Genomic DNA, 18745 nt, shown 5'->3' on the forward strand with positions numbered 1-18745 from the left:
ATCGCCAGCGCTCTAGTTCAAATAGGTTTGCGCCCTGGCCCCGGCCAGGCTTCGCCGGTGGCGAGGTTTTGATGCGTCGGGCGGACGTCGGATGCCAGCCGGATGAGCGGTGCCGATGAGCTGGCCGGTCCAAAAAGTTGCGGGGAATGCAAATGCAAGTCACGAAGAATCGCACGTACTTCCTCGATGGCGGCGGGGATCTCGAGGGTTCGCAGAGCGGCAATTCTTTTATCCAGGTTTTCAAGCTGTCCAATCAAATCAAGATATTTCTGCATGAACAGACGCTCCGGTGGAACTGCACAAGAAAATTATCCGACGTGTTTCGACGCGCGCCGTACATGGGCTGTATTTCGCAAGAATCACCTCCTATTGAACATCGTCTCTCGAACTGAACAACAATTCACAAGAAACTTTCTGCGCAAATTGCCAACAAGTTGTTTTTACACGCACCAATGCAGCGCCGCGATTGCCTAAATAAATGATTTGAAAAATTTTCCATGCCGGACGGCGAGTTTCGATAAGCATGAAAATTGCGGTTCCTTGCCGGCCCGACCGCGTGCAGCCCTGCCGCGCCGTTCGCGCTTGGCACGCGGCGGCGCCGGCTGCCGGCATCGAGGTGATGGCGGACAAGCTCCGTTCGCCTCGGGAGGCAGGGCTCGGACAAGGGGAGGAGGAATTCCACGCGCTCGGCGGAGCAACTGTCCTCGATTTGCCGCCCGCGTCGAATTTCCGGCCCGATCCGCGGCAAGGTCTGGGCGACATCAAGGTTCCTGAGAATAAGGGCCGCCCCCGTGCGTGGATGCCGGTAGGTTTTTGCTCGCGGGGCGCGGCATCGGACGATGCGCCGTGTTCCCGTCACGCCTTCCGCGCGCGAGGCGGATTGGCCGGCTTCCTGTCGCTGGGCAGGCGGGTATTGTCAGGTTGTTCGGTGAGCGGACGAAGAAGGAACGGAAGTTCAGCCCCTTGTGTTGCCGGTGTTCAACGCCCAGGCGCGGGGCCGCGTTCGCCGCCGCGTAGCTGCGCAGTTGTCCGTCACCATCACGCGCGGCAGACCGTAGCGCTTGAGCAACTTGCCGCCGCTCGGGGCCGTTGAATGGATTCGCTTTGCAATGGCCAAGCCGAACTTCCTGGCCCAGCACCGCACGGCTTCGTACGTGAGCTCGCTACCGCGCGCGGCCGGCATCTCCTCGACCGTCCGCAGGCTCAGCGGAAATCGGTGGTACAGCCACACCGCGTAGCTGATGACGCTGGACGGGAGGATTAACTCTTTCCGAGCTTCCCTATTTGAATGGGTGAGTGCGAAAACAGCAACAGGGGATATCCCACTATTTTGGGAGATACCCCTGATTGGCAAGCATCACAAGTCTTGGCACCCATCAAGAAAGGGAAGTCGCGATATCAATGAATGCGACGCCGGCATAAATTGTCGGCGAAGGATTATCGATTGCGCTGCTCCACTTCTGAGTGCGTATCCCATTTGATAGGGCGCGGATCATGAATGGTATTCTCGTCCTGCGTAAAGCGCCCATGCTGGGGGGCGATGTTCGGATCATCTTCCCATGTCGCTTGCTGTGTAAATACTCCTGTTTTTCGATTGAATTTCAAAAAATGATGCGCAGTTTTCCCTCCCCAATCGGACGAGGGTAGCGAAATGTAGTGGACTGCGTACTCGTCGTCGGTCAAATGCCCCTGCACCACATAGACTCCATAGTGCTCCTCGCCGGGTGAAATTATCTTATAGACACCATTATCGTAATAATACAGGGTTGCATCGGGGAATGGTTTTTTCTCATACATCTTCTCGTAAAACAGCTTCTGCTTGACAGTTGGTTTTCCGAATTTGACTTCGACTGACGGCGGTTGAGTGCCGCTGCCTTCGGCGGCAATGAGTGGAGTTGCAAGAAATGCCAAGATAGTGAGAAAACTTTTCTTCATCATCATGTACTCCGTATATTTTGGCCGGGAGCGTCATGTTACATGACGACGGCAACCAGGTGCGGATCGTCGCCAATCAATGCTGCAGTTGTTGGAGCCGAGTGCAAACCAAGAACCGCTAACACAAATCATCCACAAATCATCGAGCAGATGATGGCGGCAGCCAGGATGAGCAAAGCGGGATGAATATCGAGGCGGCGCGCGAAGCCAATCCGGAGCTTGCCGAATCCGGCGAGCCAGGCATGCGTGCGCTCGACGACCCAACGATGCCTGCCCAGCCGTTCGCTGCTTTCGATACCGCGACGTGCGATACGGGCCTTGATGCCGCGCCGTTTCAGATAACGTCGGCAGCGCGCAAAGTCATACGCTTTCTCAGCGTGCAGTTTGCTCGGCTGCTTGCACGGCTGATCAGTCAGGCCAGCGACGGCAGGGATGGCATCAAGCGCGGACTCGAGTGCCATCGAATCGTGCCGGTTGGCTCCCGTGATCGTGACAGCCAGCGGGATGCCACGCGCAGCTACGACGATGTGTCGTTTCGATCCGAGCTTGCCGCGGTCGGTCGGGTTGAGGCCGGTTTGCTGGCCCCCCGGGGGCTGGAGACGCTGGCGCCATCGAGGCTGGCGCGTTCCCAATCGATCTGGTCGTGCTCACGCCGCCGACGCAGTATCGCCAGATGCAGCCGATGCCATACACCGGCGGCTTGCCAGTCTCGCAGACGTCGCCAGCACCTCATGCCGCTGCCGAAACCCTGCTCTTGCGGGAGGTCTTCCCACGGGATGCCGGTTTGCAGCACATACAGGATGCCGTTGAGCGCAGCTCGGATCAGAGTTCCACCGCCTGCGTTGCGTATCCCCGGCAATTGTCGGCCTATGCCGAACACGATATGCCGACGTATGGGTGATGGGCGCGGGTGAAGCGTTGGGCGGGCCGGTCCCGACCTGCACGACATCGCGACGTGGCCGCGTCAGCCATGGCGGTCAGCGTGGTCGGCATAGGCTGGCGCAAGCGGTGTCGCTGACGGCAGGCGTCGACACGGTCGAGAGCAGACAAGAGCGGCAGCCACGCTCAGTAAGGCGTCCCTCGATCGGAACGCGATCGACTACGCGAAACGGCGCGATCGGCAACCGGGCCGGGCGCTGACGCGGCTGGGGTATCTGCCGGGGGACGCCGGCGCGCTTCGGCGCCGGCCCGGGCCGCCCGCGTTGCCGGCCCGGGCGGCATGGCCGACGGCCCGGGCCGCCCGCTGCCGGAATCAGTGCCCGGCCGCGCTCAAGGCCTGCAGGCGGGTGCCGCTGGTGTCGGTCGCGATGCCGCCGCGCAGCACGCCGGCCTCGACGTGATGGAAGACCGGCACGAACTCGGCGGGCAGCGGACGTGTGTATTCGCTGGCGATCCAGCAACGCAGCAAGCAGCGCTGCTGCGGCGCGACATCGACGAAGGCGTTGCGGGAGTGCAGCGTGGTGTGATTGTTGGTCAGCACCAGCGTGCCCTTGGCGAACGGGAATTCGACCGAGATCGAATCGTCCTCGAGCAGGGCGTCGATCCCGTCGAGCATCGCGCGCACCTCGTCCGGAAGCTCGATGCCGTGGCGCTTCACCGATTCGTTGAATTTCCGGATATAGCGCAGCACGAAGGTCTCGCGCGTCTCGGTCAGGATCGGCAGCAGGCAGTAGCCCTGGTCGGGGCTGCCGCCTTCGTCGCGCAGGTCGTGCGGGATGGGGCGGGTCAGCCAGGCACGCCAGGCCGGGTCGTGCCGCTCGATCAGTTCGATCAGGCGAGCCGACGAGCAGACCTTGAACTCGCCGCCCGAGGTGGCCGGCTCCCAGCAGGCGAGCACCGTGACGTCGGCCCGGTCGGAATGGAACGCCAGCTCCTGATTGGTCATGTGGCCTCGGGCAGGGGCGAGCGTCGAGTCGCGGTGCCCCGCATCCTTGACTTCCTTGATCACGTCGCCGGCCTTGTTGATGGCGACCGGTTGGCCAAGATAGCGGCAGAACTGGCCGAACACGCGCTGGAAATCGGCCTGGCCGAGTCCGGCGAGCACCGCGCTCTCATGCTTGATGGCGCCGCTGCCGAATTCCAGTTGGGCGTGGATGCGGTCGCGCACCGAGTCGAGCATGTAGCCGTCGAGTTCCGCGTCGGTGTCTCGTGCGATCGCCTGAAGCAGGGTTTCCACGGCGTCGGCGATCTCGCCAGGCAGTTCCAGTGCCGCCGGGCTGGACCAGGCGGGGGGGCGACGATGGGTGCGACGTCGCACCTCGCTGTCGATCATGGTGCCGCTCCTGTAAAGATGGGTTGTCGAATCGAGATGAGGCCGTGCCGGCGGCCATCGCGCATCGCCTGGCCTGGGCCTCGGAGAGGCCCGGCAGCGGTCACGGCATGGGCCGCTCAGGCGGCGATTTCGAGCAGGCTCCGCGCGTATTCGCCCTTGTGGACGAAGTTGATGAACGAGCCCTTGCCGGCCACGAAGCGGTAGGAATGCTCCGCGCCTGCCGGCACGAAGGCGGTTGCCGGGCTGGTCAGGGTCCGCGATACGCCGGCAATGCTGACTTCGACCGTCAGCCCGCGATAGTCCTCGTCGTCGCCGAGGAACATGAAAACGGAGTCGCAGTTGTGGCGGTGGGTATCCACGTGGCCCTCCTCGTTTTCCGCGATCACCTCGACCTTGCGCGCGATGAAATAGAACGGCGAGGCGCTCAGCAGGCGGTGGTCGAGCATCACGAAACGCTTGCCGGGGCCGTGGCGGTGGTAGCGAAGCTCGGTGGACGATTTCTCGAAGGGCACGAGAAACAGGTCTTGCTCGTGCATCGGCGGGTGCTTTTCGCGGACCTCCGCGTCGCCGGCCAGGGCCGGGGAATGGATGTTGTAGGCCGACGCATCCTTCTCGCAGGCGATGCGATGCAGCCGCGAGGCATGGGCGAAGACGTTGTCGCCGACGATCGGCTGCATCGGCGAGCCGTCGATGCGGCTGAAGACCCTGACCAGTTCCGAGAGCTGGCGCGCCTTGTCGAGCCGGCGCGAAGCGTCGCCGAAGCGGCTCTCCAGCAAGGCGGCCAACTGAAACGTGTCGGTCACCCCGGCGCGCTCCCCGATGCCGTTGCAACTCGTGGAAATCCACTCGACACCGGCGCGCAGCGCCTCCAGCGAACTGGCCAGGGCCAGGCCGCGATCGTTGTGGACGTGATATTCGAACTGGACCTGGCGAAACTCATGGCGCAGCAGCGCCAGGATGTCGTAGGTCTCGGACGGAAGCAGCGCGCCGACGCTGTCGGCGAAGCAGATGCGGTCGGCGCCGGCGGCCACCGCGGTCTGATAGATACGGAACAGATCGGACTGCTCGGTCCGGCCGGCGTCCTCGATGGTGGCGCGCACGCTCAGGCCGCGGGACTTGGCGTAGCGAATCGACGCCTCGAATAGCGCCAGCACCTGATCCTTGCCCATGCCGCCGAATTTCGTGGCCAGCGATACCGGATTGAACGAGGCGAACATGCCCACCCAGGCGGCGCCGGACTCGGCCACCGCGTCGATGTCCTCGCTACGGCAGCGCGCATGCGCCAGCACCGGCAGCGGCGAGACGCGCACCACGGCACGCACGCGCTCGAGTTCATACGGCGAAATCTTGGGGTGGCCGCATTCGATCATGTCGACGCCAAACTCGGCGATCTTCCTGGCGAGAATCTCGCTTTGCTCGATATCGAAATTGCACTGGATGGTCTGGCATCCTTCGCGCAGCGAGCAGTCGATGATGTTGGCTTGCATGGGCATGTCCTGGAGGAGTATCGCAACGGGGCGGTCATCGGGTGGCCGGCGCCGGCGGCGCTCGCGGGGCGAGAGCGGAGCCGCCGGTGCCGGCATGGCTGGGGAATTACTTCCATTCCTTCACGGGCGTGGTGGTGAAAGGCAGGTACAACAGCTTGGCGGCGGAGAAATCGTCGTGGTGATCGAGGCCGTTCGAGAAGGCCTGCGGACGGTAATCGATCGAATAGGTTCCGAACAGGCGATCCCAGATGCTGAAAATGAAGCCGTAGTTGGTATCGGTGTATTCGACTTCGCGGCCGTGGTGGATGTTGTGGAAGGTCGGCATCACGAACAGCTTGCTGAGGGCGCGCTCCAGCCGCTCCGGAATGTTGATGTTGCTGTGGTGGAAGGTCGTCACGCAAAACGAAATAACTTCGAAGGCGATCACGGTCTTGTAGGGAATCGCGAATGCGTACATCACCGGCAGGCGAATCGCGAGCACCAGGAATTTCTCGCCGAAATGCTGGCGGAAGCCGGTGGTCGAGTCGATATGCGTGTCGAGGTGGTGCAGCGTATGGAACCGCCACAGCACCGGGATCTTGTGCGCGAAATAATGAATCGAATAGTTCAGGCAATCGAGGATGAAGATGTCGATGACGAATGCCGTGACGCCGGTGAACCAGTCGGGGCGCGGCAGCCGATAAGGCAGGTCACGCGTCACGTAGAGCATCAGCGGTGCGATCACCACCGGCGAGAAGATCGCGCGATACGACACGCCTACCACCGCGTTGCGGAAAACCCGCTTGAGGTTCAGGTCGCGCGGGTAATCGTATTTCGGGAAAGCCCTTTCGAGCGCGAAGATCGCGAGGAATGCCACGCCGCTGATCACCAGCCCGTGCGTGGTCAGGTAGGCAAGAAATTCGCTCATGTCTTACTCCGTCGGTAAATAAGTTATGCGAAATATGATGGGTATGCCGAAGCCGTCGAAATGCGAATGTTTCGCGGTTCAGGCATGGCCGGCGGCGGAGCGTGCCACGAAGTGGCTTGGTTTGATACGGATCATCACGCCGCGAACTATTTATATCCGTCAGGCGGAGCGGCGAGCAAGTGATTCGCGCTGGCAACATTGACAGTTGCATCGGCCCAGCTATCAGTCGACTTTTTTTTTGAACGATGTTATTGCCTGGAATTGGCCGGGAATCGGCAGAATTTTCATTAATATTTTTGAAAGGTAATGGTAATCAGGAAAACCTGACCATCACCAAAGCTGGGATCGCAACGCCTCGGGAAATCTGTATTCTTCAACAGGGGCCTACCATCCCGAAGCGACGGGGCAAGCAAAAATCTTTATCGAATAAAGAACTTGACAATGGGGTCGACGCGAATGAATATTGCATCGAATTAAAAAGATACCGATCGGTATCCTTTTATGAAAGATACACTGAGGCGATAATCATTTTGTGATTCCCGGCATTTTCGCAAAGTTAACTCTTTCGGTGGCGACATGGCGGATCAATATCTTCGGTACTTCAACCAAGGCGGCGGTCATGGCAAGCGTCGATAATCCGTGCAATCTGGGCTTTCCCGCCGCGGAACCCGCCTCGCCGCTGGCCGAATTGCTGGATAAAGCGCGCGTGTCGGCGCAGCTGCACGTCATCGGTGGCGGCTATCGCCTCGCCGCGGCGGCGCGCGAGCGCGGCGACACCCCGGAGAGCCTGCTGGACGCGGTGCTGCCGATTGCCCGGCGCCTCGGGTTCGCCTATCTGGAGTATTTCTTCAATACCTCGTTACCGGTGTCGGCGCCGCGCAAGCTGGTGATTGGCAATTTTCCGCCGGCCTGGAGCCGGCGCGAAGGCGCCGACGAGGTATCGGAAGCCAACCCGATCATTGCCCGGTGCAAGTCCTCGATGATGCCGATGGCCTGGGACGAAGCCTCCTTCGCATCGCACCCGGACTTTCGCGCCATGCTGGCGCGCGCCGGCATAGGCGGAGGCTGGTCGCAGCTCGTCAGGGATGGCGCCGGCAACTGGGGGGTGCTGACGGTGGCGCGCACCGCCTGCCGCTATGCGGGGGCGATGGAGGTCGAGGCGGAGGCGCAACTGCTCTGGCTTGCGCACATCGTCCATTCGCGCCTGTGCCAGATGCTGCGTCCGCCGATGACGGGAGCCAACCGGGTGCTGCTGACCGAGATGGAAAAAACCATCCTGCGCTGGACCGTGGACGGCAAGACCTCCGGGGAACTGGCGGAGATCCTGCAGGTGTCGGCAAGGACCGTCAATTTCCATGTCCAGAACATTCTTGCCAAGATGAATACCTGCAACAAGACGGCCGCAGCAGCACAGGCCGCACTGCTCGGCCTGCTCTACTAGATCACGGTAGGCAGGCCGGATCGGGGCCGAGCCGAAGCTGGCCGGCATCCGGGAATGGAGTCTTGACGTCGTTGCCGCATGCCGGATGCGAGCCGGCACGGATGCGCAGGTAGCGCCGTGCCGCCGCTTCGGGCGCCCACTTTCATCGAGAAGACGATCCATGTCTGAACTGAATTCGAACCCTGCCCTGGAGGAGACCTCCGTGGCCCGCACCCGGGCTTGCCTCGGCGAGATCTGGAGCGCGCTGGGCGGCGCGCCGGACGGCCTGAGCGAGGTCGGTTTCAAGGGGCACGGCGTGCTGCCGTCGGCCTTTCACGTGACGGATTTCGCGTCGGCCAGCATCGCGGCGGCGGCTCACGCGGTTGCCGAACTGATCGGGCAGGCGCACGGCGCGCGGCCGGCGGTGGAGGTCGATCGCCGCTACGCCTCGCTGTGGTTCCAGACCTCGCTGCGTCCGCAAGGCTGGCAGATGCCGCCGCAGTGGGACGTGATCGCCGGTGATTATCGGACCGCCGACGGCTGGATTCGCCTGCATACCAATGCGCCGCATCATCGCGACGCGGCGCTCGCGGTGCTGGGCACGCCGCTCGACAAGGACGCCGTGGCCCGCGAGGTGGCGCGCTGGAAGTCGGACGAGCTGGAAAGCGCGGTGGTGTCGCAACACGGCTGCGCCGCGGCGCTGCACACCCAGGCCCAGTGGGCCGAGCATCCGCAGGGCCGGGCCGTGCAGGCCGAGCCGCTGCTGATCCACGACGCGGTGGGGGCCGATGCGCCCCGGGCGCGCTGGCAGATTCCCGCCGCCCGCCCGCTGCATGAGGTGCGGGTCCTCGACCTCACGCGCATTCTGGCGGGGCCGGTGGCCACGCGGTTTCTCGCCGGCTATGGCGCCAATGTGCTGCGCATCGATCCGTTCGGCTGGGAAGAGCCCAACAATGTGCCGGAAGTGGTGCTGGGCAAGCGTTGCGCGCGCCTCGACTTCAAGTCGCGGGACGGCCTCGCCATGCTGCGCCGGTTGATCGGCGAGGCCGACGTGCTGGTGCACGGCTACCGGCCCGGCGCGCTCGAGCGGCTCGGCCTCGATGCCGATGAACGGCGCCGCCTCAACCCGGGGCTGGTGGACGTGTCGCTCGACGCCTACGGATGGAGCGGCGCATGGCGCGACCGGCGCGGTTTCGACAGCCTGGTGCAGATCAGCACCGGCATCGCGGCCACCGGCATGCGCGAGGCCGGCGCCGAGCGTCCGGTGCCGCTGCCCAGCCAGGCGCTCGATCACGGCACCGGCTACCTGCTGGCCGCCGCCGCGGTGCGCGGCCTCACCCAGCGGCTGAGAACCGGGGCGGGCTCGCGGACTCGCGGCTCACTGGCGCGCACCGCGCTGCTGCTGACCTCGCAGGGCATCCAGGACCGGGCCCAGCCGCTGATCGCGCCGGAAACCGAGGCCGATCTGGACGACTGGGTCGAGCACACGAGCTGGGGCGCGGCGCGCCGTGTGCGGGCGCCGGCGCAGGTGTTGGGCGCGGCCATGCGCTGGGACCATCCCTCCTGCGACCTCGGCTCCTCGCCGGTGGCGTGGTAGGGCGTGCGTTGCGATCGGCAGGCCTCAATCGCAGGCAGTAAACGGCAAACAGCAAAGGAGCAGGACCATGAGTGAGACGGTGGTGGTGAGCGGTGGCGGTACCGGAATCGGCCTGGCAGCGGCGCGTTACTTCGCGCGTCGCGGCGCCCAGGTGGTGATCGTGGGCCGTCGCGAGACGGTGCTGGCGCGCGCCGTGGACGAGATCGCGCAGGCCGCGCCCGGCGCGCCGCGCGTGCTGCCGCTGCGGGCCGACCTGTCGGAGCCCGCGCAGGTGGAGAGCTTGCGCGACGCACTGGTCGAACGGTTCCGCACGGTCGACGTGCTGGTCAACGCGGCTGGCGGGCACGTGCTGCGGCAGCGGCCCGCCAGCGATTACGCGGACGGGCTGGCCGGGGTGGCCCGGCGCTGGACCGACAACCTGCGGATGAACACGCTGTCCGCGGTGCTGTTGACCGAGGCCCTGGTGCCGCATCTGTCGAAGCCGGGCGGCCGCATCGTGCTGGTCAGCTCGATCGCCGCGTTCCGCGGTTCGGGGCAGGGCTGCTATGGCGCCTCGAAGGCGGCGCTGCACCCGTATTGCGCCGATCTCGCGAAAGCCCTGGGGCCGAAGGGCGTGACGGTGAATACCGTGGCGCCGGGCTTCGTGGTCGATACCGAGTTCTTCGGCGGCGCGCTCAACGAGCGCCAGCGCCAGGACAAGATCGCCGAAGCGGTGAACGGCCGTGCCGGCACGCCCGACGACATCGCCAACACGATCGGCTGGCTCGCCTCGCCGGAAGCGCTGCACATCACCGGACAGGTGATTCACGTCAACGGCGGGGCCGAGCGCGCCCGCTGATCGCGGCTTCACCCCGGGCACCGGCGCGCCTCGCCGGTGCCCACTTCTCCTATTGCCCATGAACTCATCGAATGCGGAAAATATCGGCGATGCGGTATCGGCGCCGCGCGGCCGTGCGATTCCCGTCGCCGAGTTGTTCTTCACGTTCTCGCTGATCGGTCTGTGCGGATTCGGCGGCGTCATTCCGTGGCTCAGGCGAACCCTGGTCGACCAGAAGCGCTGGCTCGACGATGCCGGATTCACCGAGATGCTCAGCATCGGCCAAATCCTGCCCGGTGCGACCGTCACGAATCTCGCGGTGATCTTCGGCTATCGGCACGCCGGCGGCGCGGGCGCGCTCGCGGCGGTGAGCGGCCTGCTGATCTGGCCGGTGGCGCTCGTGCTGCTGCTCGCGCGCGTGTACCAGCACTACCTGACGGTGCCCGGGGTGCAGGGCGCGCTGCACGGCATGGCGCTGGCCGGCACCGGCCTGGTGCTGGGCACCGGCTTGCGGCTCGCGCTGGGGCAGCCCAGGACCTGGCGGGCGTTGCTGTTCGGTGCCGCGACGCTCGCGATCATCGGCGTGCTGCATTGGCCGCTGGCCTCCCTCGCGGTGGTCGTGCCGCTCGCGATCATGGTCGAATCCCTGGCCCAGCGGCGGTGACTTCATGGACGTCCTGCTCAGTCTCGCCCGCCATTTCCTGTTGATGTCGCTGCTGGCCTTCGGCGGCGGCAATGTCACCCTGCCCGAGACGCATCGTTATTTGGTCTCGGTGATGCACTGGATGACCGACCAGCAATTCACCGCGCTCTATGCGATCGCGCAGGCCGCGCCCGGTCCGAACATGCTGTTCGTGGCGCTGTTCGGCGGCCAGGTGGCGGGGCTCGCCGGCGCGGTCGTGGCGATGCTCGGGATGTGCGGGCCGTCCTCGCTGCTGGCGCTCGCCGTCGAAAAATACGCGCCGCTGTATCGCGAGGCGCGATGGTATCGGATCGGCCGCCGGGCGCTCGCGCCGATCACGATCGGCCTGCTGCTGGCCACCGGCTACGTGCTGTCCGCGAGCGTGGTGTCGCCGGCGCTGCGCATCGCCGACTATCTGCTCTGCGCCGCCGTGGCGCTGCTGTGCCTGCGCAGCCGTCTCAATCCGCTATGGTTCATCTTCGCGGGCGCGCTGCTCGGATACGGGCAATTCGTCTGAGCCGGGGCTGCCGGCTCAGGGTCCATTCACGCCTCGAGCGTCCTAGATCATGATCGATGCGCATGCGTTTGTTGATACGTTTCCAGTCGAGGCGGGCGAGCCGCTTCGATTCGTGTCCTTGCAGCGGGTGCAGCGGCAGCATCCGCGGGTCGCGCGCTTTCCCGCCACGGTGCGGGTGCTGCTGGAGGCCGCGCTGCGTCGCCTGGTGAGCGACGCCAGCCATGCCGAGGCGGTGGCGAGCCTGCTGGCATGGCGGCCGGGCATGCGAGCGGAGATCCCCGTGTGGGTGTCGCGAGTGCTGCTGCAAGACGCATCGGGCGTGCCGCTGCTCGGCGACTTCGCGGCGATGCGCACGGCGGCGGCCCGCGCAGGCGTGGCGGCCGAGGCGATTCGGCCGAGCTTGCCGATCGATCTGGTGATCGATCATTCGGTGGTGGCCGCGGCCTATGGCGACGCGGCGGCCCAGGCGCTGAACCTCGAGCAGGAGTACCGGCTCAACGACGAGCGCTTCTCGTTCGTCAAATGGGCCGCGCAGGCCTTCGACCGGCTGCGCGTGGTGCCGCCCGGCAACGGCATCGTGCATCAGATCAACCTCGAATATTTCGCGGGCGTCATCGCCCGGGCGGACGGCTTCGTGTTTCCCGACAGCGTGGTCGGGACCGACTCGCATACCACCATGATCAACGGGCTCGGCGTGCTCGGCTGGGGCGTGGGCGGGCTGGAGGCCGAGATCGCGCTGCTTGGCGAGCCGCTCTACCAAGGCGCGCCGGAAGTGGTCGCGGTGCGGCTGGACGGCCGCCTCGCGGCCGGCGTGCGGGCGACCGATGCCGCCCTGCACCTCACCCATGCGCTGCGCGAATTCGGGGTGGTCGGAAAGTTCATCGAGTTCGTCGGGCCGGGCGCGCGCGCGCTGGCGGTCGAGGATCGCGCGACGATCGCCAACATGGCGCCGGAGTACGGCTCGACAACCGGCTATTTCGGTGTCGACGAGGCGACGCTGGCTTATCTGCGGCGCACCGGCCGGGCGGCGGAGTGGGTCGAGCAGGTCCGCCGCTACTACACCATCCAGGATCTGTTCGGCATCCCCGACGAGACGCAGCACGATTATTCGTCGGTGTTCGCGGTGGACCTGTCGCGCGTGGGCGTGACCGTCGCCGGCCCGTCGCGACCGCAGCAGAAGCTGTCGCTGGCGGCACTGCCGCCGAGCCTGGGCGGCGCCCGGCCCGCGGCCGGCGCCACCGGCGGCGGCCCGCAGCACGGCGCGGTGGTGTTGGCGGCCATCACCTCCTGTACCAATACCGCCAATCCGTCGGCGATGCTGGCCGCCGGCCTGCTGGCACGCAACGCGGTGGCGCGCGGGCTGAAGCCGGCACCCTATGTCAAGACGGTGCTGGCGCCGGGCTCGCGCGCGCTGACGCGTTATCTCGAACGGGCCGGCCTGCTCGCGCCGCTGCAGCAGCTCGGCTTTTTCGTGGCCGCTTACGGCTGCGCCTCCTGCGTCGGCAATACCGGAGCGCTGGCGCCGGGGGTGGAGCAGGCGGTGCGCGATGGCGAACTGACGGTGGCGGCGGTGCTGTCGGGCAATCGCAATTTCGAGGGCCGCATTCATCCCGCGATCCGCGCGAACTATCTCGCGAGCCCCGAACTGGTGGTGGCCTTCGCGCTCGCGGGCAGCGTGCTGCGCGACCTCGACACCGAGCCCTTGGGCCAGGACGCCACGGGCCGGCGGGTCTATCTCGCCGAGCTGCGGGCCGGGGCCGACGAGGTCGCCGCGCTGGCCGAGGCGCTGGTCGATCGGCAGGCATACCTGGGGCTCTACGATGCGTCGCAACCGGAGGGCGCGGACGAGCGCTGGCGCGGCGTGCGTGCGCAGTCGGGGCCGGTCTTCAGATGGGATGAGCGATCGAGCTACTTTGTCGAGCCGCCGTTCTTCCACGCCCCCGCGCGCGAGACGGCGCTGGGGGCGATCGACGCGGCCCGCGTGCTGGGCGTGTTCGGCGACGCCGTGACCACCGATCACATCAGCCCGGTGGGCGAGATCGCCGTGCAGGGCGTGGCGGGCGCGTATCTGCAGGCGAGCGGGGTGGCGCCGGCCGACTTCAACACCTATGGCGCACGGCGCTGCAATCATCACGTGATGATGCGCGGCACCTTCTCGAACCCGCGTCTGGTCAACGCGATCACCGGCGGCAGCACCGCGCGCTCGGCGCGCTCCGGCGCGCCCGGCAGTTTCTACGACGTGGCCCTGGAGAACATCAAGGACGGCGTGCCCAGCGTGGTGATCGCGGGCAAGGCATACGGATCGGGCAGCGCACGCGACTGGGCCGCGCGGGGTACCGCGCTGCTCGGCGTGGCGGCGGTGGTCGCGCGCAGCTTCGAGCGCATCCATCGCAGCAATCTCGTGCTGCTCGGGGTGCTTCCGGTCGAGCTCGACGAAGGCGTGGCGCTGGATGGCATCGCATGGCGCGGCACCGAACGCGTGGCGATCGAATTCGATGCGCGCGCCGACACGCCTCGGCCCCGCGCGCTGGTGGTGGTATCGCGCGATGCCGTGGTGCTGGCCCGCGCGCCGGCCACCCTGCGTGTCGATACGGCCGCCGAATGGCGCTATCTGCGCGGCGGCGGCGTGCTGCGCACGGTGTTCGAGCGTCAGCTCGCGGCGGCACGGGCGTCGGCCGCGACGCCCACCCTCGCGGCGGGCTGAAGCGCGCTCGCGCGGGGCGAGCCAAGCACGCCTCTGCTCGGTTGAAATATTTCGTTACATTCTCTTGGCGCGCGCGCCTCTTGAAGAGTCCGCGCCGCGCCTTTATCTCGCATTCCGCCGATCATCGGCACGGCCGCCGCGCCCGAGGCAGCGCCCGCTTTCGCACTGACGTGCGGCCGGATTCCCTTTGGTAATCGATCTATCGCACAGGAGATGGAAATGCAAATTCGTCCCCTTTACGACCGGGTGATCGTCAAGCGAATCGAACAACAGCGCACGACGGCATCCGGCATCGTGATCCCTGATTCCGCAGCAGAAAAACCCGAACAAGGCGAAGTGATCGCGGTCGGCAGCGGCCGGCTGTTGCAGGACGGCAGCCAGCGCGCGCTGCAGCTGAAAGTCGGTGATCAGGTCATTTTCGGCAAGTATGCCGGCCAGGCCGTCAAGGTCGATGGCGAGGAACTGCTCGTCATGCGGGAAGAAGACGTGATGGGCGTTCTCGAGGCCGGCCGCGACGCCAAGGCGCGCGAGGCCGCCTGAGCCGGTTCGGGTCGCGCACGGCGTGCTCGCCTCGTTGGCCACGCTGTTCGCGACGTGTCGAGTCGACACTGAGTCAAGGACTTTTCCCGGAGCAACGACATGAGTGCAAAAGACGTGAAATTCCATGACAGCGCGCGCGCCCGCATCGTCAAGGGCGTGAACGTGCTGGCCGACGCCGTCAAGGTCACGCTCGGTCCGAAGGGCCGCAACGTGCTGATCGAACGCAGTTTCGGCGCGCCGACGATGACGAAGGACGGCGTGTCGGTCGCCAAGGAAATCGAGCTGAAGGACCGCTTCGAGAACATGGGCGCCCAGGTGGTCAAGCAGGTCGCCTCGAAGACGGCCGACGTGGCCGGCGACGGCACGACGACGGCCACGGTGCTTGCGCAGGCGATCGTGCAGGAGGGCATGAAGCACGTCGCCGCCGGCATGAATCCGATGGACCTGAAGCGCGGCATCGACAAGGCGGTGGGCGCCGTGCTCGACCAGCTGCGCACCTTGTCCAAGCCGATCTCGACCAACAAGGAAATCGCCCAGGTCGGCTCGATCTCGGCGAACTCGGACGAGGCGATCGGCAAGATCATCGCCGACGCGATGGAGAAGGTCGGCAAGGAGGGCGTCATCACGGTGGAGGATGGCAAGTCGCTCGACAACGAACTCGACGTCGTGGAGGGCATGCAGTTCGACCGCGGCTATCTGAGCCCGTACTTCATCAACGACCCGGAAAAGCAGGCGGCCTACCTCGACGATGCGCTGATCCTGCTGCACGACAAGAAGATTTCCGCGGTTCGCGACCTGCTGCCGATCCTCGAGGTGGCCGCCAAGGCCGGCAAGCCGCTGCTGATCGTGGCCGAGGACATCGAGGGCGAAGCGCTGGCCACCCTGGTGGTCAACGCGATGCGCGGCATCCTGAAGGTGGTGGCCGTGAAGGCGCCGGGCTTCGGCGATCGCCGCAAGGCGATGCTCGAGGATATCGCCATCCTCACGGGCGCCACGGTGATTGCGGAAGAGACCGGCAAGCAGCTCGAAAAAGCCACGCTCGAGGACCTGGGGCAAGCCAAGCGAGTGGAAGTCCGCAAGGAGGACACGATCATCATCGACGGCGCGGGCGAGGCGAAGCGCATCGAGGCCCGGGTCAAGCAGATCCGCGCGCAGATCGACGAGGCCACCTCCGACTACGACCGGGAAAAGCTGCAGGAGCGGCTTGCCAAGCTCGCGGGCGGCGTGGCGGTCATCAAGGTCGGTGCGGCGACCGAGGTCGAGATGAAGGAGAAGAAGGATCGCGTCGACGACGCGTTGCACGCGACGCGCGCGGCCGTCGAGGAAGGCATCGTGCCGGGCGGCGGGGTGGCGCTGCTGCGGGCTCGCGCCGCGCTGTCCGGCCTGAAGGGCGCGAACGCCGACCAGGACGCGGGCATTCAGATCGTGCTGCGCGCGCTGGAAGCGCCGCTGCGCGTCATCGTGTCGAACGCCGGCGACGAACCGGCGGTCGTGATCGCCAAGGTGCTCGAAGGCAAGGGCAATTTCGGCTACAACGCGGCCAGCGGCGAATATGGTGACCTGGTGGAAACCGGCGTGGTGGATCCGACCAAGGTGACGCGCACCGCGCTGCAGAACGCAGCCTCGATCGCCGGTCTGATCCTGACGACCGACGCCACTGTCGCGGAAGCGCCGAAGGACGAGAAGCCGGTGCCGGCGGCCGCGCCCGAGATGGACTATTGACGGGCGGCCCGGGCCGATCTGGCCCGAGGCGATGCCGGGCCGGGGCAACCGCCTCGCCGGCCCGGCGCCCTCGCCCGCGCGCCGGCCTGCCACCCGAGCCGGAGCCGCTGCGAGGGCGAGCGCCGGCGGCAGCGTGAGCCGTCTTGCACGCGCCCTCGACACGATGCGTGCCACGCCCCCCATCCGCTCGCATCCCGCGTAGAATCCAGCCGTTGCGTCGTGCGCAAGCCGGTGTGAATCCGGCGCGGTCGCGCCACTGTCAGCGAGGCATTCGCTTGTCCCGCAAGCCAGACGCGCACGCCAGCCATTCCTTCATGCCATTGACGATTGCTCGTCGAGCGGGGCGCGAATCCCCTGGAGAACCGAACATGTCCGAAACCACCCTGAAGCCGGCCGCCGCGCCGGTGCCCATCCCGATGCGCGAACTGCTGCCGTGGATCGTCTTCGGCGGCCTGCTGATGCTGCTGGCGCTCTACTTCGTGGGCGCCGAGGAAGGCGCGACCTCGCTCGTGCCGGGCATGCTCGTCCACGAGTTCGTCCACGACGCGCGCCATCTGCTCGGCTTCCCCTGCCACTGACCGGGAGCGCGCGATGGTCGGAAAACTGCTGGTGCGCGGGATGCTCGCAGGCATCGCCGCCGGTCTGCTCACGTTCGGTTTCGCCCGCATCGCCGGCGAGCCGCAGGTCGATCAGGCGATCGGGTTCGAGCAGAAGCTCGATGCGGCCAGGGGCGAGGCGCCCGAGCCCGAACTCGTCGGCCGCCCGACGCAGGCCGGCCTCGGCCTCGGCACCGGCGTGGTGGTATATGGCGCCGCGCTCGGCGGGCTGTTCGCGCTGACCTTCGCATTCGCCTACGGCCGCATCGGCAGCACGCGGCCGCGCACCTTGTCGGCCTGCCTGGCGCTGGCCGCCTACGTCGCGCTGGTGATCGTGCCGAGCCTGAAGTATCCGGCGAACCCGCCCTCGGTCGGCGATCCCGAGACGATCGGCTATCGTACCGGGCTGTTCTTCTTGATGATCGCGATCTCGATCGCGGTCTCGGTGTTCTCGCTGAACCTGCGCCGCGCGCTGGCCGCCCGCCTGGGCCAGTGGAACGCGTCGATCGCGGCCGGGCTGGTGTTCCTCGCGATCATCACGGCCGTGCAGCTCGCGCTGCCGGCCATCGACGAGGTGCCGGCCGCGTTCCCGGCCGTGGTGCTCTGGAAATTCCGCGTTGCCGCGCTCGGCATGCAGGCGATCCTCTGGGCCACGATCGGGCTGCTGTTCGGCGCGCTGGTCGAACGCGGCGGCCTGATGCCGGCCCCGCGTCGCGGCGGCCCGGCCGCGGCGCGCTGAGCGTCCGCGCGTTCGCGATACGGCGGCGGCACGACGGCCACTTCGGTGGCCGTTCGCCTTTATACTGAATCCGCCCTGTTGCTTCGCGAGGCTCCCTGTCCGTGAAAATCCGCGCTGCCTTCGTTGCCGAGCTCGCCGTCAATTTCGTGCTGCCCTGGGTCGTCTATCGGCTCTCGCTGCCCTACTGGGGTGAGACGGGCGCCTTGTACGCCTCGGCGGTGCCGCCGCTCGCATGGGGCATCGTCGAGTTCGCGAAGACACGGCGCGTGGACGCGCTTTCCGCGATCGCGCTGCTCGGCATCACGCTGTCGATCGCGATGCTGGCGATGGGCGGCAGCCCGCGGCTGCTGCTGATCCGCGAGTCGTTCGTGTCGGGCACGATCGGCATCGTGTTTCTGGTGTCGCTGCTGTTCCGGCGGCCGATCACCTACTACCTGACGCGCGCCACCATGGCGCGCGAAGGCGAGGGCGGAGGCGAGGGCGGCGTCGCGCGCTTCGAGACGCTGTGGAGCGAGAGCGCCGCGGTGCGTGCCGCGCTGCGCCTCATCACGCTCGCCTGGGGCGTCGGCCTCGTGATCGAGTGCGCGCTGCGCAGCTGGTGCGCCTGGGCCTGGCCGATCGAGCGCACGCTCGTGATCACGCCGATCCTCAGCTACGCGATCTTCGGCGGGCTGCTGTGCTGGACCTTCTGGTTCCGCAAGCGCATGCGCGGCCGCGTGGCCGTGGGCGAGGCCACGCTCTGAGTTCGTCGGCGGCCCGCATCGGGCCGCTGTCCTTTGGCGCGTTCCCCTGCCTCGCGTTTCCCTGCCT

General features: G+C 66.4%; 17 protein-coding genes and 2 pseudogenes. 11 read left to right on the forward strand and 8 right to left on the reverse strand.

Translation table 11 applies throughout. The annotated features are described in order from the left end of the window. Positions 1-17: 17 nt before the first annotated feature. The 8 genes and pseudogenes from KS03_RS29545 to KS03_RS04630 all read right to left on the reverse strand — a co-directional run bounded on the left by KS03_RS29545 (position 18) and on the right by KS03_RS04630 (position 6601). Entirely contained in the window at positions 18-275 is a 258-nt protein-coding gene (locus KS03_RS29545) for an H-NS family nucleoid-associated regulatory protein (protein ID WP_015877954.1), read from the reverse strand. A gap of 91 nt (positions 276-366) precedes the next feature. Further along, the gene (locus KS03_RS30990; RefSeq protein WP_124837265.1) at positions 367-630 is read right to left on the reverse strand and encodes a hypothetical protein; all 264 of its coding nucleotides are present in this window, start codon (positions 628-630) and stop codon (positions 367-369) included. A 314-nt stretch (positions 631-944) separates the two neighbouring features. After that, positions 945-1261: pseudogene (locus tag KS03_RS32635) on the reverse strand (IS6 family transposase); the annotation flags it as partial. Between the two features lie 176 nt (positions 1262-1437). Continuing rightward, complete coding sequence (locus KS03_RS29550; RefSeq protein WP_015877953.1) at positions 1438-1935, reverse strand: hypothetical protein; 498 nt, start codon at positions 1933-1935, stop codon at positions 1438-1440. A gap of 118 nt (positions 1936-2053) precedes the next feature. Then, positions 2054-2806 (reverse strand): annotated as a pseudogene (locus tag KS03_RS29555) (IS5 family transposase). A gap of 381 nt (positions 2807-3187) precedes the next feature. Then, entirely contained in the window at positions 3188-4207 is a 1020-nt protein-coding gene (locus tag KS03_RS04620; RefSeq protein ID WP_015877951.1) for a TauD/TfdA family dioxygenase, read from the reverse strand. Positions 4208-4323: 116 nt separating this feature from the next. After that, positions 4324-5694 carry a LeuA family protein gene (locus KS03_RS04625; RefSeq protein ID WP_015877950.1) on the reverse strand — a complete coding sequence of 457 codons (1371 nt, stop codon included), beginning with the start codon at positions 5692-5694 and terminating at the stop codon, positions 4324-4326. A 106-nt stretch (positions 5695-5800) separates the two neighbouring features. Further along, complete coding sequence (locus KS03_RS04630) at positions 5801-6601, reverse strand: sterol desaturase family protein (protein ID WP_015877949.1); 801 nt, start codon at positions 6599-6601, stop codon at positions 5801-5803. 619 nt (positions 6602-7220) lie between these two features. On the opposite strand from KS03_RS04630, the gene KS03_RS04635 reads away from it, so the two are divergent. From KS03_RS04635 to KS03_RS04685, 11 genes are all read left to right on the forward strand, one after another. After that, positions 7221-8042 carry a LuxR family transcriptional regulator gene (locus KS03_RS04635; RefSeq protein ID WP_015877948.1) on the forward strand — a complete coding sequence of 274 codons (822 nt, stop codon included), beginning with the start codon at positions 7221-7223 and terminating at the stop codon, positions 8040-8042. 160 nt (positions 8043-8202) lie between these two features. Further along, entirely contained in the window at positions 8203-9618 is a 1416-nt protein-coding gene (locus KS03_RS04640; RefSeq protein WP_015877947.1) for a CoA transferase, read from the forward strand. Positions 9619-9685: 67 nt separating this feature from the next. Next, the gene (locus KS03_RS04645; protein WP_015877946.1) at positions 9686-10456 is read left to right on the forward strand and encodes an SDR family NAD(P)-dependent oxidoreductase; all 771 of its coding nucleotides are present in this window, start codon (positions 9686-9688) and stop codon (positions 10454-10456) included. A gap of 58 nt (positions 10457-10514) precedes the next feature. After that, entirely contained in the window at positions 10515-11099 is a 585-nt protein-coding gene (locus KS03_RS04650; protein ID WP_015877945.1) for a chromate transporter, read from the forward strand. A gap of 4 nt (positions 11100-11103) precedes the next feature. Continuing rightward, on the forward strand, positions 11104-11634 hold the full coding sequence (locus tag KS03_RS04655) for a chromate transporter (protein WP_015877944.1): 531 nt from the start codon (positions 11104-11106) through the stop codon (positions 11632-11634). 49 nt (positions 11635-11683) lie between these two features. Then, a complete protein-coding gene (acnA, locus tag KS03_RS04660; protein WP_015877943.1) occupies positions 11684-14338 on the forward strand; it encodes an aconitate hydratase in 2655 nt (884 codons plus the stop codon). Between the two features lie 219 nt (positions 14339-14557). Next, positions 14558-14878: a co-chaperone GroES gene (locus tag KS03_RS04665; RefSeq protein WP_015877942.1), complete on the forward strand. Its 321-nt coding sequence runs from the start codon at positions 14558-14560 to the stop codon at positions 14876-14878. 99 nt (positions 14879-14977) lie between these two features. Continuing rightward, on the forward strand, positions 14978-16600 hold the full coding sequence (gene groL / locus KS03_RS04670) for a chaperonin GroEL (protein WP_015877941.1): 1623 nt from the start codon (positions 14978-14980) through the stop codon (positions 16598-16600). Positions 16601-16968: 368 nt separating this feature from the next. After that, a complete protein-coding gene (locus KS03_RS04675; protein ID WP_015877940.1) occupies positions 16969-17178 on the forward strand; it encodes a CbtB domain-containing protein in 210 nt (69 codons plus the stop codon). Between the two features lie 13 nt (positions 17179-17191). Further along, positions 17192-17935, forward strand: coding sequence for a CbtA family protein (locus KS03_RS04680; RefSeq protein ID WP_015877939.1), 744 nt, complete (start codon positions 17192-17194; stop codon positions 17933-17935). A 101-nt stretch (positions 17936-18036) separates the two neighbouring features. Further along, positions 18037-18678 (forward strand): VC0807 family protein, encoded by a 642-nt coding sequence (locus KS03_RS04685; RefSeq protein WP_015877938.1) that lies wholly within the window; start codon positions 18037-18039, stop codon positions 18676-18678. Positions 18679-18745: the final 67 nt, after the last annotated feature.

The organism is Burkholderia glumae LMG 2196 = ATCC 33617 (assembly GCF_000960995.1).
Taxonomy (GTDB): domain Bacteria; phylum Pseudomonadota; class Gammaproteobacteria; order Burkholderiales; family Burkholderiaceae; genus Burkholderia; species Burkholderia glumae.

Excerpts from the sequence above, each read along its gene's own strand:
- KS03_RS04620 (WP_015877951.1), bottom strand. The coding sequence starts at position 4,207 with ATGATCGACAGCGAGGTGCGACGTCGCACCCATCGTCGCCCCCCCGCC.
- KS03_RS04680 (WP_015877939.1), top strand. The coding sequence starts at position 17,192 with ATGGTCGGAAAACTGCTGGTGCGCGGGATGCTCGCAGGCATCGCCGCC.
- KS03_RS29550 (WP_015877953.1), bottom strand. The coding sequence starts at position 1,935 with ATGAAGAAAAGTTTTCTCACTATCTTGGCATTTCTTGCAACTCCACTC.
- KS03_RS04645 (WP_015877946.1), top strand. The coding sequence starts at position 9,686 with ATGAGTGAGACGGTGGTGGTGAGCGGTGGCGGTACCGGAATCGGCCTG.
- KS03_RS04635 (WP_015877948.1), top strand. The coding sequence starts at position 7,221 with ATGGCAAGCGTCGATAATCCGTGCAATCTGGGCTTTCCCGCCGCGGAA.
- KS03_RS04625 (WP_015877950.1), bottom strand. The coding sequence starts at position 5,694 with ATGCAAGCCAACATCATCGACTGCTCGCTGCGCGAAGGATGCCAGACC.
- KS03_RS04655 (WP_015877944.1), top strand. The coding sequence starts at position 11,104 with ATGGACGTCCTGCTCAGTCTCGCCCGCCATTTCCTGTTGATGTCGCTG.
- groL (WP_015877941.1), top strand. The coding sequence starts at position 14,978 with ATGAGTGCAAAAGACGTGAAATTCCATGACAGCGCGCGCGCCCGCATC.
- KS03_RS04650 (WP_015877945.1), top strand. The coding sequence starts at position 10,515 with ATGAACTCATCGAATGCGGAAAATATCGGCGATGCGGTATCGGCGCCG.
- KS03_RS29545 (WP_015877954.1), bottom strand. The coding sequence starts at position 275 with ATGCAGAAATATCTTGATTTGATTGGACAGCTTGAAAACCTGGATAAA.
- KS03_RS04640 (WP_015877947.1), top strand. The coding sequence starts at position 8,203 with ATGTCTGAACTGAATTCGAACCCTGCCCTGGAGGAGACCTCCGTGGCC.
- KS03_RS04665 (WP_015877942.1), top strand. The coding sequence starts at position 14,558 with ATGCAAATTCGTCCCCTTTACGACCGGGTGATCGTCAAGCGAATCGAA.
- KS03_RS04675 (WP_015877940.1), top strand. The coding sequence starts at position 16,969 with ATGTCCGAAACCACCCTGAAGCCGGCCGCCGCGCCGGTGCCCATCCCG.
- acnA (WP_015877943.1), top strand. The coding sequence starts at position 11,684 with ATGATCGATGCGCATGCGTTTGTTGATACGTTTCCAGTCGAGGCGGGC.
- KS03_RS04630 (WP_015877949.1), bottom strand. The coding sequence starts at position 6,601 with ATGAGCGAATTTCTTGCCTACCTGACCACGCACGGGCTGGTGATCAGC.